The sequence below is a fragment of the Microlunatus speluncae genome (assembly GCF_009299835.1).
In the GTDB taxonomy this organism is placed as follows: Bacteria; Actinomycetota; Actinomycetes; order Propionibacteriales; family Propionibacteriaceae; genus Microlunatus; species Microlunatus speluncae.
The window spans coordinates 294,336-307,723 of record NZ_VKCZ01000020.1 but is presented as its reverse complement, the minus strand read 5'-3'; the positions used below and the strand labels follow the sequence as shown (position 1 = coordinate 307,723).

9 protein-coding genes and 1 pseudogene are annotated in these 13,388 nt (G+C 71.4%); 3 read left to right on the top strand and 7 right to left on the bottom strand.

The window, feature by feature from the left end; all coding sequences use genetic code 11:
* Positions 1-165 precede the first annotated feature (165 nt).
* Both FNH24_RS26870 and FNH24_RS26865 read right to left on the bottom strand, forming a co-directional pair.
* Positions 166-1,950 (bottom strand): ABC transporter ATP-binding protein, encoded by a 1,785-nt coding sequence (locus FNH24_RS26870; protein WP_152365314.1) that lies wholly within the window; start codon positions 1,948-1,950, stop codon positions 166-168.
* The gene (locus FNH24_RS26865) at positions 1,947-3,845 is read right to left on the bottom strand and encodes an ATP-binding cassette domain-containing protein (RefSeq protein WP_152365313.1); all 1,899 of its coding nucleotides are present in this window, start codon (positions 3,843-3,845) and stop codon (positions 1,947-1,949) included. Before FNH24_RS26865 ends, FNH24_RS26870 begins: the two co-directional genes overlap by 4 nt.
* A gap of 240 nt (positions 3,846-4,085) precedes the next feature.
* Here FNH24_RS26865 and FNH24_RS26860 point away from each other — a divergent pair.
* Positions 4,086-4,496: pseudogene (locus FNH24_RS26860) on the top strand (phosphotransferase); the annotation flags it as partial.
* Between the two features lie 26 nt (positions 4,497-4,522).
* Here the strand turns inward: FNH24_RS26860 and FNH24_RS26855 are convergent.
* Positions 4,523-5,095 carry a hypothetical protein gene (locus FNH24_RS26855; protein ID WP_152365311.1) on the bottom strand — a complete coding sequence of 191 codons (573 nt, stop codon included), beginning with the start codon at positions 5,093-5,095 and terminating at the stop codon, positions 4,523-4,525.
* Positions 5,096-5,326: 231 nt separating this feature from the next.
* On the opposite strand from FNH24_RS26855, the gene FNH24_RS26850 reads away from it, so the two are divergent.
* Positions 5,327-8,026: a beta-N-acetylhexosaminidase family protein gene (locus FNH24_RS26850; protein ID WP_152365310.1), complete on the top strand. Its 2,700-nt coding sequence runs from the start codon at positions 5,327-5,329 to the stop codon at positions 8,024-8,026.
* Between the two features lie 7 nt (positions 8,027-8,033).
* Here the strand turns inward: FNH24_RS26850 and FNH24_RS26845 are convergent, their stop codons facing one another.
* Positions 8,034-8,714, bottom strand: coding sequence for an ArsR/SmtB family transcription factor (locus FNH24_RS26845; RefSeq protein WP_152365309.1), 681 nt, complete (start codon positions 8,712-8,714; stop codon positions 8,034-8,036).
* Between the two features lie 2 nt (positions 8,715-8,716).
* Positions 8,717-10,138 carry an MFS transporter gene (locus tag FNH24_RS26840; RefSeq protein WP_217428560.1) on the bottom strand — a complete coding sequence of 474 codons (1,422 nt, stop codon included), beginning with the start codon at positions 10,136-10,138 and terminating at the stop codon, positions 8,717-8,719.
* Between the two features lie 94 nt (positions 10,139-10,232).
* On the opposite strand from FNH24_RS26840, the gene FNH24_RS26835 reads away from it, so the two are divergent.
* Positions 10,233-11,837 carry a molybdopterin-dependent oxidoreductase gene (locus FNH24_RS26835; RefSeq protein WP_246187085.1) on the top strand — a complete coding sequence of 535 codons (1,605 nt, stop codon included), beginning with the start codon at positions 10,233-10,235 and terminating at the stop codon, positions 11,835-11,837.
* Positions 11,838-11,852: 15 nt separating this feature from the next.
* On the opposite strand, the gene FNH24_RS26830 is transcribed toward FNH24_RS26835, so the two are convergent.
* Complete coding sequence (locus FNH24_RS26830) at positions 11,853-12,197, bottom strand: cupin domain-containing protein (protein ID WP_152365308.1); 345 nt, start codon at positions 12,195-12,197, stop codon at positions 11,853-11,855.
* 54 nt (positions 12,198-12,251) lie between these two features.
* Positions 12,252-13,295, bottom strand: a complete 1,044-nt coding sequence (locus FNH24_RS26825) for an alpha/beta hydrolase family protein (protein ID WP_152365307.1) — start codon at positions 13,293-13,295, stop codon at positions 12,252-12,254.
* Between the last annotated feature and the right edge of the window lie 93 nt (positions 13,296-13,388).

The following is a 13,388-nucleotide window of genomic DNA, read 5'->3' as shown; positions in this document are numbered from 1 at the left end:
GACTTCCGCACCCCCAACCCGCCCCCGACCGGACCGTTTCTCTACCTGTGGCGACTTCCGGACCCGAACCCTGACCCGCCCGTCCTTGGCGCGTCTTCCCCGCCGGTAGGCCGATCCGACAGGGCACCGATGCATGCCGTCCGACCGGTTGGGGCAACGTTGGAGTCAGCGGTAGCCGGCGGCCTGGAGCTCGTACAGCTCGGCGTAGTGGCCGCCGGCGGCGATCAACTCGGCGTGGCTGCCGAGCTCGGTGATCTTGCCGTGTTCCAGCACCACCACCAGATCGGCGGCCGCGACGGTCGAGAAGCGGTGGGTGACCAGCAGGGTGATCGCGTTGCGTTCGCGGGCCCGGCGCGCGGCCGCGGCGTAGCGGTCGAACAGCTCGTGTTCGGTGGCCGCGTCGAGGGCCGAGGTCGGCTCGTCGAGGATCAGCAGCAGCGGGCTCGGGCGCATCATCGACCGGCTGATCGCCAGCCGCTGCCACTGGCCGCCGGACAGGGTGACGCCGTCGTCCCAGCTGGTGCCGAGCTGGGTGTCGAGGCCCCAGGGCAGCGCCGCCAGCACCGGGCCGGCGGCGCCGATCTCGACCGCCCGATCGATCCGAGACCGGTCGGTCAGCGCGGTGACGTCCCCGAGACCGATGGCCGTGCCCGCCGTGAACTCGAACCGGGCGTTGTCCTGGAACGCGGCCGCGATGTTCCGCCGCCAGGCCGGGGTGTCGTAATCGGCGAGGTCGACCCCGTCGATCATGACCCGGCCGGCGGTGGGTTCGTACAAGCCGGCCAGGACCTTCACCAGGGTGGACTTCCCGGCGCCGTTCTCGCCGACGACCGCGATCACCGTGCCGGGGGCGAGGTCGAGGGTCACCTCCGACAGGCTGTCCCGCTCGGCACCGCCGTATCGGAAGGACACCCGGTCCAGCCGGAGGCCGCCGGTCAGCGCGGCCGGCAGCGGCGCGCGACCCTGGTGCCGGCCGGCGACCTCGGCCGCGTAGCCCTCCAGCCACAGATAGCGATCGGTGTTGCGGACCACCCGGAGCAGGCCCTGCACGGTGTTGGACACGGTGCCGCTGACGCCTTCGAGGCTGCGGACGACGGTGAGCGCGACGACCAGGGACTGGATGGTCGCGCTGCCGCCGAGCACGTCGGACGTCATCCAGACCAGCAGGCCCGCGGCGGCGCCGAAGAACAGGATCGAGAAGGCCGCGTCCAGCCAGCCGGCCCGGCCCGCGAGCCGGATGCCGGGCCGGCGCCACGCCGTCAGGGCCTCGCGGGTCCGGGCGACCAGTCGCCGCTGCAGGCCGAAGACCCGGAGCTCCGCACCGGGCGTCGGGGTGGTGGTCAGATCGACCAGGTGTCGCGCGAGCCGGCTCGGCGCGGCGCCCTGCTCCTCCGCCTGCCGGCCCCACCGCGACAGCAGGCTGGAAGCCAACAGGCGCGGGGCGCCGAACAGGGCCAGCGCGAGCAGCCGCCAGTCGGCGGTGCCGGCGACGATCAGGATCGTCACCGTGTAGCCCACGGTGTTCACGATGTTGAGCGTCATGTTGTACGCGGCGCCGAGAGCATCGCCCTCGTCGCGGAGAATCTGCAGTTGATCAAGGTACTTCGGCGACTCGAGATGATCAACGGTCTCGCTCTCACCGGTGATCCGGGCGATCTTCTCGTCGAAGGCGAAACCGACCCGCTCCATCAGGTCCACCCGGGCGCTGGTGCCGACCACCTGCAGGTAGTTGTTGACCGCGGTCGAGCCGACCAGCGCGGCGGCGGCCAGCAGCATCTGGCGAAGATCACCGGCGACGGCACCGGCCGCGAAGATCCCGATGAACAAGGGGACCAGCGCCGACAGCACCTTGCCGACCAGCTCACCGAAGGTCAGGACGGCCAGCCGCGGGCTGACCGTGAACGACATCGCCAGCACCAGGCCCAGGCCGCGCAACGGGTGCTGCTTCATTCTTGATCACCCGCCCCGTCGGGCGTGGTGAATCGGCTGGCCTGCAACGTAAACATCGTGGCGTACTCGCCGCCGGCCCGGATCAGCTCGTCGTGGCTGCCGTCCTCGACGATGCCGCGCTCCGGGTCGAGGACGACGATCCGGTCGGCCCGCCGGGCCCCGGAGAGCCGATGGCTGACCAGGATGGTGGTCACCGACCGGCCGACGTCGAGCACCGTGTCGAACAGCGCCACCTCGGCGCGCACGTCGAGGGCGGCGGTCGGCTCGTCCAAGATCAACAGGCCGGCACCCTGCTCGACCGCGGCCAATGCCCGGGCCAGCGCGACCCGCTGCCACTGGCCGCCGGACAGCTCGGTGCCGCCCTCGTATTCCGGCGAGAGGATCGTGTCCCAGCCGTCGGGCAGAGTCTGGAGGACGGCATCGCCACCGGCCCGGCGCAGCGCCCGGGCCCGGACCTGCTCGTGGTTCTCGGTGGGCTCGGTGGCCGAGGCACGGAGCACGACGTTGTCCCGCAGCGGGAGTTCGTAGTGGACGAAGTCCTGGAAGATCGCCGCCACCCGGCCGGCCGCGCCGGGGTCGGCCGGGTCCAGGCCGCCGATCCGCACCCGGCCGCGATCGGGCTCGTACAGGCCGCAGAGCAGCTTGACGATGGTGGACTTGCCCGCCCCGTTCACCCCGACGATGGCGACCGACTGGCCGGCCGGGATGTGCAGGCTGACCGCGCTCAGCGCCGGTTGATCACGGGTCGGGTAGCTGAAGCTGACTGCCTCAAGATCAACTTCGGCCGGCGCGGTCAGGGTGCTCCGGGCCGCCCCGAGCTCGGGGGCCGGCCGGGTCGGCGGCAGCCCGACCCGCTCGCGCAGCCTGGCCGCCGCGGCCGCGGTGGTCATGTTCTGGGTCAGCGAGGTCTGTTGATCACCGAGGATCCCGAACGCCTCCAACGCCAAGATGGCCGGCACGATCGTGACCACGCCGCCGACCCCGACCGCTCCGGTCGACACGTCCCAGACCAGCAGCGCCAGGGCGCCGCCGATCACCACCGCCATCGCCAGGCAGGCCAGGTAGACCGGCCGCAGCCCGACCCGGCGCTTCGGCCACAGCTCGGTCATCGCGGCGAACCAGTGGGAGCGGTAGCGCTCGACCAGCCAGTCGGTCAGGCCGAAGATCCGCACCTCCTTCGCGGCCGGCGGCTCGACCAGCAGTCCGCGCGCGTACTTCGCCCGCCGCATGTCCGCCGACCCCGTGGTCAGCACCTGATCGAACGACGACTCGATCCACCGGGTGAAGCTCCGCGAAACGATCACGAAGGCGCCGACCACCAGCAGCCCCACCCACCAGCGCCAGGACAGCAAGATCACCAACGCCCCGACGCCGCCGAGCCGAACGCTCAGCACGGACCAGGTGCTCTGGGTGCCGAACCAGAACGTCCAGTCCCGGGTGGCCGCGACGACCGACTCCAGCCGGCCCGAGAATCCGGGCGAATCGAGCTCCGTCAGTCCCGGCGGCCGGACCCCGGTCTCGGCCACCAGGGTCTGCACGTGCACGATGTAGCGCGCCGTCACCACCTCGGTCACCCAGCCCAGCGCCGCCCCCAGCGCCGGCCCGAGCAGCAGCAACCCGCCCACCAGCCCGAGCCGCCACCACATCCCCTGGGCCGCCACCGATCCCGCGCCCTGGCCGACCGCCGCGACCAGCGCGTTCGCCAGCTCCCCGATCGCCACCAGCAACACCGTCGACGTCGCCGCACTCGCCACCGTCAGCAGCAACGCCGCCGCGGCCCAGCCCGGACCCGCCGCCCACAACAGGCGGACATAGATCACCGTGCGCGACACGGACCCCCACAGCCTGGCCCGCAGCGATTCGGTGTCCGAGGGCACGTCGTCGTCCGCGGTCACGAAGGCAATCTAGAGCGCGGTCGCGGCCATGCGCACCGGATTAATCCGGCAAGCTCCGTCCCTTCACCGATATACCGGTCAACTTGGCCGGGTAGTCGCGGCCAAGTTGACCGCTATGGTGCGTTGTGGTCCGTTGAGTGATGATCACCTCGACCCTTCGACAGGCTCAGTGGCACGACCTGAGCGGCGCATCAGGTGCTGAGGTTCGGGGCCCTCGTCCCCTGAGCCGTACGGGCGGAGTATGACCGACTGCCACCGCTGACCTGGGGCATCGTGCACGTCGACCCGACGCCCGAGGCCTTCTTCCATGATCACCGGACCGGCACAGTCGGGTTGATCGACTGGACCGGGTCGGAGCGGGGTCCGGCCCTGTTCGATCTGGCGTCGGTGGAGATGTATCTCGGCGGCTTCGACGCGGCGCAGACCTTCTGGTCGGCCTACCTCGATCGGGTCCCGGCCGACCGGCGTGAGGAATTCCAGACCCACCGCCCGGCCTTCCGCCGATTCCGTGGAGCGATCCAGGCGATGGTCTTCTCCATCCGACTCGCGACGTCCGACCTCACCGGCATCGACGACGAGGCCGAGAACTGGAAGGGTCTCAACGACGCCCGCCGGATGCTCGTCCACCATGGGGTGATCGCCGCCGAGTGACCCGCGGACGGCAGGGCCCGGCAGGCTCAGAGATCGATCCGGCCGGTGTAGGCCTCGCCGTCGAGGATCGGCCGGAATTCGAGCAGGAGGGCACCTCCGGCCTCGGGCACCGCGAAGGAGATCGTCAAGTCCTTCTCCTCCTGCGGGTCGAGGCCCCCGAAGTCGTACAGGTTGCTCGAGCAGGGACCGCCGCGATCGTTGACCTCGACCGCCGGCCTTCCGTCGACCATTGCGCCGATGCTCAGCTGCTGATCGTCCGGCTCGTACGGCTTGGTGCCGCCGTTGCTGGCCCGGACGGTGATTACGACGGCGCGTTCGACGTCCTTCGGCTGCGCGTTGCCGCTGGGCACACAGTCCTGCCAGTCCACGACCGCCAGCTCGAGCCCGTCCGACCAGCGATGCCGACCCCACTGTCGATCTTCGTCGTAGGGCTTGGCGGCGCGGGCACTCGGGCTGCCGCTCTCCGCCGGCGCGGACGCGGTCCCGTTCGGCGTCGGATCGGGTGGGTCGGGGTCGGCGAGCCCCGTGCAGCCGCTCAGCAGCAGAGCCGCGGCCGCCATGATCATGGTCGTCCTGACCGAAGTCGGTGATCCCGCCATCTCGCCTCCTGGAGGCAGCGTGCCAGAGACTGCGGGTTCCCACGGGCGTTGTCGCGATTTCTCTTCGTACTGGTCGGTAACGGCCATTACCGCGTGGCAATACCCCGTACGAAGAGCTTTCGCGACACTCCCGGACCGAGGACCGGAACGTGCAGCCCGCAGCGCGCGCCCGCAACCTAGTGTCGACTCCACACAACGGAATCTTGAGTCCGCAGATCGAAGGAGCCGTGGATGCCCGGGCCGACGATGATCCTTGACCAGTTCGATCGAGGGCCGGTGGCGCCGTGGGCCGAGGAGCAGTTGGCGGCCACGCTGCTGGAGCGGGGCATCGCGACTCCCGCGTCGGGATCACCGCCGGAACTGCGGCTGCTGATCTGTCCACCGGACAGCGAGCCGGCCCGGGCCCTGGTCACCCGGTGGCGGCAGCGGCACGGTGCGGAGCTCGCGGCGACGCCGGAGTCGTTCGCGATGGGCAGCGACGGCGCGACGGTGACGATCACGGGGTCCGACGACCGCGGTCTCGGGTACGCACTGCAGGAGTTGACCGATCTCGCCCGGTACGCCGACGACGTGCCGGCCGCCTTCCGCGAACTGCGGGACTACCTGGAGCGGCCGTACAACCCGGTCCGCGCGATCACCCGGATCTTCACCTCGGCGGCCACCGACCTGGCCTGGCTGCACGACCGGGCGTTCTGGACCGAGTATCTGTCCGAGCTCGCCGGGCAGCGGTTCAACCGGTTCAACCTCGGTCTCGGCACCGGCTACGACTATCTGATCGACCGCCGGGTCGCCGACAACTACCTGTGCTTCGCCTACCCGTTCCTGCTCGACGTGCCCGGCTACGAGGTCCGGGCCGCCGGGGTCGACGACGCGGAGCGGGACCTCAACCTGGCGACGTTGCGGTTCATCGGCGCCGAGGCGACCCGGCGCGGGATCGAGTTCGGGCTGGGGCTGTGGAACCACGCCTACCGCTACGACCCGGCGGCCGAGACCGAGCGCTGGCCGATCACCGGGTTGGACGCCGAGAGTCATGCGCCCTACTGCCGCGCGGCGCTGAAAACGCTGCTGACCGCGGTGCCGGACGTCCGCCGGCTGACCTTCCGGGTGCACTTCGAGGGCGGTGTGCCGGAGCCGACGCACGAGTTCTGGCGGGTCGTGCTGGGCGGGCTGCCCGACGTCGGCCGGACGATCGGCCTCGACCTGCATGCCAAAGGGGTCGGCGACGACCTGCTGGCGATCACCACCGACCTGGGCCTCCCGCTGACCCTGTCGGCCAAGCACTGGGGCGAGCACCAGGGGCTGCCGTATCACCAGGCGTCGATCCGGGAGAAGGAGCGACTCGGCCGTCGCCGCAGCGATCCCGGGCCGGCCACCGCCCGCGGGACCGGTCATCCGGACGCCCGGGCCCGGGGGACGCAGACCACCAGCCAGCGCAGCTTCACCCGTTACGGGTACGGCGACTTCGCGCACACCGACCGGCCGTATTCGCTGCTGCACCGGGTCTGGCCGGGCACCCAGCGGGTGCTGCTCTGGGGCGATCCGGCACTGGCCGCGGGCTACGGCCGGCACGGCAGCTTCGCCGATGCGCTCGGCCTGGAGTGGTTCGAGCCGCTGTCGTTCTTCGGTAAGAAGGACAGCTCGGCCACCGGTTCGCCGGGCGGGCCGCGGACCAGCCGCGCGCTCTATCGCGACCCCGCCCTGCAGGCGGCCGGCGACGACTGGCGCAAGTTTCGCTACACCTATCGACTGCTCGGCCGGGCCGGCTACGAGCCCGACACCCCGGTCGAGGAGCTGACCCGATCACTGCGCGGCAGTTTCGGCGCGGCGGCCGCCATGATCACCGACGCGCTCGGTGCGGCCGCCCGAGTGTTGCCGTTGATCACCGTGGCGCACGCGCCGTCGACGGCCTGCAACGTCTACTGGCCCGAGGTGGCGACCCCGGTGCCGCTGGTCCCGCGGACCGGCCCGGTCTCGGATCCGTTCCGGGAGGAGCACGGCTGGCCGGCCAGCTCCGACTTCGACATGATCCCGCCGTACGGCTTCGGCAACGTCAGCCCGCTGGACCCGGAGTTGATCTACGGCGTGGACGAGTTCGCCGCGGACGTGCTGGCCGGTCGCCGGCGCGGCAAGCACACACCGATCGAGATCGCGGCCCGGCTGGACGACCTGGCCGACACCGCGCTGGTGCGTCTCGCCGCAGCCGCTGCGGCCGTGCCCGACACCGGCGATCCGGAGTTCGTGATCATGGCCACCGACATCCGGATCCAGGCCGGGCTGGCCCGGCACTTCGCCGCCTCGTTGCGGGCCGGGGTCGCCTACGCCCTGCGCTCGCTGGGCCGGCCGATGCTGGCCCGGGCCGTTGATCACTACCGGACGGCGATCACGGCCTGGGAGGCGGTGATCACGGCGGCCGAGCCGTACGTCGATGATCTTCCGTTCGGGCAGACCGACTATTCCCGGGGCGCCTGGGCCGCCCGACGGCCGGTGCTGGCGGCCGATCTGGCTACCCTGGAACGGGAGCTGGCCGCGACGCCCGACGACGGCCGGGTGGATCCGGACGGCGTCGAGGCGTCCTTGATCACCGCGCCGGCACCGCTCGGACGCCACACGCCGCCGGAGCGGCTCGAGCCCGGCGCGGCCCTGCCGGTCAGCTGGCGGACCGACGACGACCGGGTGACCGGCGTGCGGCTGCGCTTTCGGCCGGTGAACCAGGCGCTCGCCTACCAGGTGGTCGACCTTGATCGCGACGGCGACACCTTCAGCGGATCGATTCCGGCCGAGCTGACCGGCGGCCCGTACCCGGTGCAGTACTTCTTCGAGATCCTCGCCGCCAACGCCGCCTGGCCGCACCCCGGCCTCGCGACCGACCTCGCCAACCAGCCCTACTACGTGGTCCACGCCGACCCCGCCACCACCTGGGGCCGCCCGTAAGCCGGTCTCAGGGGGTGGTGGCTTGCAGGCGGCCGCCGGAACGGACCCAGCGAGCCAGGCCGCCATCCAGCCGACGGACCGGGAAGCCGGCGCGCTCCAGTTGATCGACGGCCTTGCCGGACGCGAAGCAGTACGGGCCCTCGCAGTAGGCGATCACGTCATGATCATCGGGCAGCTCGTCCATCCGCTGCCGCAGCTCGGCCAGCGGGATCGAGACCGCGCCCGGGATGTGGCCACGGGCAAACTCCTCGGCCGCGCGGACGTCGATGATCACCGTCTGATCGTCCCGAAGCCGCTGCCGGAACTCCTTGATCGAGATCCGCTGCAGCCCGCCCGGCTGGCGGCTCAGCTCGGCCAGCTCGACCTTCATCTCGGCCAGCGTCTCCTCGGCGAAGCCCTGGAAGTCGCCGAGGAACTTCGACACCTTCCGGCCCGCCAGCCGATAGTGGATCCGGACCCCCTCCCGGCGGGTCTCGACCAGCTGCGCGGCGCGGAGCTGCTGCAACTGGGCCGACGTGTTCTTGACCGGCTGCTCGGCCGCGCGGGCCAGCTCCTCGACCGTGTGCTCGCCCTGCTCCAGCAGGTCGAGCAGCCGCAGCCGGACCGGATTGGACAGCGCCTTGCCGAGCCGGGCCAGCTGTTCGTAGACCCCGCTGTCCTGCAGTTCACTCGGTTCCGGTCGGTTCATGATCATCCCCTCCGCGACGACGCCGCTCGCAATCCTCGGAGCCCGATCACCAAGGCCAGGACGCCGACGACAGCGTAGCCGTAGCCCAACGCGTGGGCCGATCCGATGATCCCCGGACCGCCGACGCCGACCAGCAGCCCGGCCAGCGCCGAGCCGAACGCGTTCGCGATCAACTGGACCGTGTTCACCCCGGCCGCGGCCTGTTGCGATTCGGCCGGGTCGCTCGAGCTCGACATCACCGCCGGCAGCCAGTGCACCAGCGACATGCCGATGCCCGAGCCCGCCACGAACAGCGCGACGAACCAGAGGCCGATCCGGACCGGCCCGGCCGCCTCGACCTGCAGCACCGTGTAGCCGGCCAGCCCGACCGCCACCAGGATCGGCCCGGCGATCCGCGCCGCCCTGGTCGCCCCCGGGTGGGAGATGCCGCTGTTCAGGATCGAGGCGAAGCTCCAGCCCCAGGACAGGGACGCGCCGAGCAGGCCGGCACCGAGCGGTGACAGGCCGCCGATCCGCTGGCCGAACAGCGGCAGGAACGCCTCCACCGTCGAGGTGACGGCGAGCGCGGCCACGCTGAGGTAGATCCAGATCAGCACCGACCCGCGGCGGAACGTCCCGGCCGGCAGCACCTGGGTCGATCCGTTCCGTTCCACCAGGAAGAATCCGATCATCAGGACCGCCGCGACGATGATCAACACGATCATGATCGGCGACAGTCCGGCGATCGAGGCGATGCTGACGGCGGTCGCGGCCAGCGTCAACAGCACCAACGAGGGGATCGGGATCCGGCCCGGCCGGCCGCCGGTCGAGTCGTTCGGCATCGCCCGCCGGGCCAGCAGCGCCAGCGCGACGGAACCGACCGCCAACAACAGGAAGGCGCCCCGCCAGGCCCCGAGCTGGGCGAACAGGCCGCCCAGGATCGGGCCGACGATGTTGCCGATGCCCCACATCGCCGACAGCAGACCGTACGAGCGCTTCCACAGCCGCTCCGGCAGCACCCGCCTGATCACCGCGAACGCCAGGCCCGCCAGCAGCCCGCCACCCAGACCCTGCAAGGCCCGGCCGGCCAACAACACCGGCATGCTCGGGGCCAGCGTCGCGACCAGGCTGCCGGCCCCGAACAGACCCAACCCGATCCAGTACGAGTGCCGAGGGCCGCGTTGGGCCAGCGTGCGACTGACCAGCATCGAGGTGATCACCGAGGCGATCAGGAAGCTGGTCATCGCCCAGGCGTAGAGCTCCATCCCGCCGATCTCGGCGACCGCGCTCGGCAGCAGGCTGGTGGTCAGATAAACGTTGATCGCATACAACGAGACGCCGCCGGCGAGGACGGTCACCGGCCCGCGCGCTCCGGGTCCGAACAGGTCCCGCCAGCGGTCGCCGGCACCGATCGGCCCGCGTTCGGGCATCACCTTCTGACTCATAATCCAAGGATCGTTAGAATAAGAGATATTGTCAAACGGTAACGGCGGCCGCCCCGGCATTGCCCGGTCGGGCGCCCGGGCGCACCATGGAGAGGTGACCACCGCAGGAGACACCGAGTCTCGGGCGACCGAACACCGGCCCGCCGAGCCGCCCCGGCCCGGGTCGCGACCACCCGGACCGGCACCGGCCGCACGGGGCGGGACCGCGGTGCTGGTCGGCCTCGCCACCGGACTGCTCGGGCTCGGCATCGCCGAGCTCGGCGCCGCACTGCTGGCTCCCGACGGCTCGCCGCTGGTCGCGGTCGGCGATGCCGTGATCGCCACCCTGCCCGGCCCGATGATCAACTTCGGCAAGGCCGTGCTGGGCACCGCAGACAAGCCGGTGTTGATCATCATCATCGCGTTGGTCAGCCTGGCCGTGGCCGGCCTCGCCGGCTGGTCCGAGCTACGGGTGCGGTTCGCCGGGATCGTGCCGGTCGCGGTGCTCGCCGGGCTGGCGTTGTTCGCGATCGGCGCCCGCGGTCCGGACTCGGCGCTGGCGTATGTCCCGATGATCATCGGCAGCGTGGTCGCGTATCTGATCTTGCGGGCGTTGCTGGCCTCACTGCGGCCGCGGCAGACCGGCCCGGTCTCGGCCGGGCGCCGCAACCTGCTGGGCAGCACCATCCTGGTCGCCGCCCTCGGCGCGGTCGGCACGGTCGCCGGCCGAGCCCTGGCCGGCGCTTCTCAGGCGATCACCGAAGCCCGGGACAGGGTGCTGCTGCCGGCACCCTCCCGGCCCGCCGCCCCGGTGCCCGCCGGGGCCGACCTCCGGATCCCCGACCTGACGCCGTACGTCACTCCGAACGACGCCTTCTACCGGATCGACACGGCGCTGCAGGTGCCGCGGATCGACCCGGCGAACTGGTCGCTGCGGGTCTACGGGATGGTCGAGCGGGAGATCACGATCAGCTTCGCCGAGCTGTTGCAGAAGCCGCTGGAGGAGCACCTGGTCACCCTCTGCTGCGTCTCCAACGAGGTCGGCGGTTCCTTGATCGGCAATGCCCGCTGGCTGGGCTATCCGATCCGCGACGTGCTCGCCGCCGCCCGCCCGAAGGCCGGCGCCGACATGGTGCTGTCCAAGAGCCAGGACGGCTTCACCGCCGGGACGCCGCTCGAGGTGCTGACCGATCGCAACCGGCAGTCGCTGCTGGCGATCGGCATGAACGGCGAGCCGCTGCCGGTGGAGCACGGCTTCCCGGTCCGGATGGTCGTGCCCGGCCTGTACGGCTACGTCTCGGCGACGAAGTGGGTGGTCGAGCTGAAGGTGACCACCTTCGCGGCGGACATGGGCTACTGGACCCCGCTCGGCTGGTCGGCCCTCGGCCCGATCAAGATCGCGTCCCGGATCGACACCCCGCGCAGCGGCGTGACCGCCGGCACCGTCATGATCGCCGGCGTCGCCTGGGCCCAGCACACCGGGATCGGCCGGGTCGAGGTCAAGATCGACAACGATGCCTGGCAGGAGGCCCGGATCGCCGACGTGACCGGCCCGGACACCTGGCGCCAGTGGTCCTACGAGTGGTCAGCCAGCCCCGGCAACCACATGATCACTGTCCGCGCCACCGACGCCACCGGCCAGGTCCAGACCGAACAGTCGGCCCCACCCGCCCCCGACGGCGCCTCCGGCTACCACACGGTCTCGATCAACGTCAGCTGACTCCGCCGCCGCTGATCACTCGAGCCAGTCGGTTTCGAACTCGCTGCCCGCGTGGATGTGGACGGCCTCGTAGCCGCCGGCGTTGGTCTTGAACTTGTGCGGCACCTCGGCCGGCACGACGAGCACCTGGCCGGCCTTCCCGACCAGCTGTTCCTCGCCGACGGTGAAGGTGGCCGAGCCGCGCCGGATGATGAAGGTCTCGGCGTACGGATGCTTGTGCAGCCGTGGTCCGACACCCTCCGCCGTCGTCGACTCGAGGATGATCGAGATGTTGGCGTTGCCCGGCAGCTGGGTGTAGTTCTGCTCCCAGTTCTCGCCGTCGTCGCCGCCGTCCGCCCGGGTGATCACGAAGCCGTCCATGCGCCCGAGGGTAATCGACAACCCGCGGCCCCGCCGACGTTCCCGGCCGGAGGGTCAGCCGGGCCAGAACGCCAACCGGCCGGTCAAGGCGTCGGCCAGCCAGTCGAACGCGCGCCGGCCACTGACCTCGTGACCGCCCGGGTGCAGGTCGGCGCCGAAGCGATCGGCGGCACCGGCCGCGGTGTAGGCGGCGCCGACCCGAAGCACCGCCTCCTCGAAGCCGGCCCGCGGAAAGATCGGATCCCGCGCGCCCGACTCCAGGAACAGCGGCCGGGGCGCGATCAGGCCGAGCAGGTCGGGCTGCTCGGCGAGCGGCTGCAACGCCGGCAGGTAGTTGCAGAGGCAGTGCCGGACGGAGCGGATCGAGCCGGCGAAGGTGTTCGGATAGCCGCAGAGCACAGTGGCGGCGATCCGCTGATCCAGGGCGGAGATGATCATGGAGAGCATCGAGCCGCCGGAGTGCCCGACGATGCCGATCCGCTCCGGGTCGACCTCGTCCCGGTCGGCCAGGTGGTCGACCACGCCGAGCAGTTCGGCGACCCGCAGTCCGGTCAGGGTCGCCCCGCCCATCGCGAGGGCGGTGGCCAGCCGGTAACAGGCGCTGCCGGCCTCCGGATCGAAGGCTTGATCAGCGGCGCTCCGGCGCTCGCCGAAGCCGACCACGTCCGGCGCGACGACCAGCAACCCGCGCCGCACCAGCGACACGGCGAAGTGGTGATGCCCGTCATGATCATCCGGGTCGGGACTGCCGTCCGGCAGCAGGCCGCAGAGCTGTCGGCTGCCGTACCCGTGACCGTGCACCGCGAGCACGGTCGGCCACGGACCGGGCGGCCCGCCGGGGACCAGGACATAGGCCCGGAATCGCAGCCCGGCCACGGTCGACAGCTCGATCCGGTCCCGGCGATAGCCGTCGCACTCGACCTGCTCGATGACCGTCGGTGCCGCCGCGAGCCGCCGGCCGGCGAACGGCTCGGCGAGCCGGTGCAGATATTCCTTGATCAATTGGCCGTGGTCGGGGCCGGCGCCCAGCTCGGCCCGGCGTCGGGCGGCCGACCGGTCGAGGTCGGCGAGCAGTTCCTCGGCGCTGAACTCAACCATCGATCATCCCTGCACCTCCGTCGTGGACCTGAGAAACCGCTCTCCCACTGTAACCGCGACAGCCGCGGCCGGTGGTCCGGGCGGGCGGGGCCG

Coding starts and splice junctions, on each gene's coding strand:
- FNH24_RS26855 (WP_152365311.1), bottom strand. CDS start 5,095: ATGGCGGGATCACCGACTTCGGTCAGGACGACCATGATCATGGCGGCC.
- FNH24_RS26870 (WP_152365314.1), bottom strand. CDS start 1,950: ATGAAGCAGCACCCGTTGCGCGGCCTGGGCCTGGTGCTGGCGATGTCG.
- FNH24_RS26850 (WP_152365310.1), top strand. CDS start 5,327: ATGCCCGGGCCGACGATGATCCTTGACCAGTTCGATCGAGGGCCGGTG.
- FNH24_RS26830 (WP_152365308.1), bottom strand. CDS start 12,197: ATGGACGGCTTCGTGATCACCCGGGCGGACGGCGGCGACGACGGCGAG.
- FNH24_RS26840 (WP_217428560.1), bottom strand. CDS start 10,138: ATGAGTCAGAAGGTGATGCCCGAACGCGGGCCGATCGGTGCCGGCGAC.
- FNH24_RS26825 (WP_152365307.1), bottom strand. CDS start 13,295: ATGGTTGAGTTCAGCGCCGAGGAACTGCTCGCCGACCTCGACCGGTCG.
- FNH24_RS26845 (WP_152365309.1), bottom strand. CDS start 8,714: ATGAACCGACCGGAACCGAGTGAACTGCAGGACAGCGGGGTCTACGAA.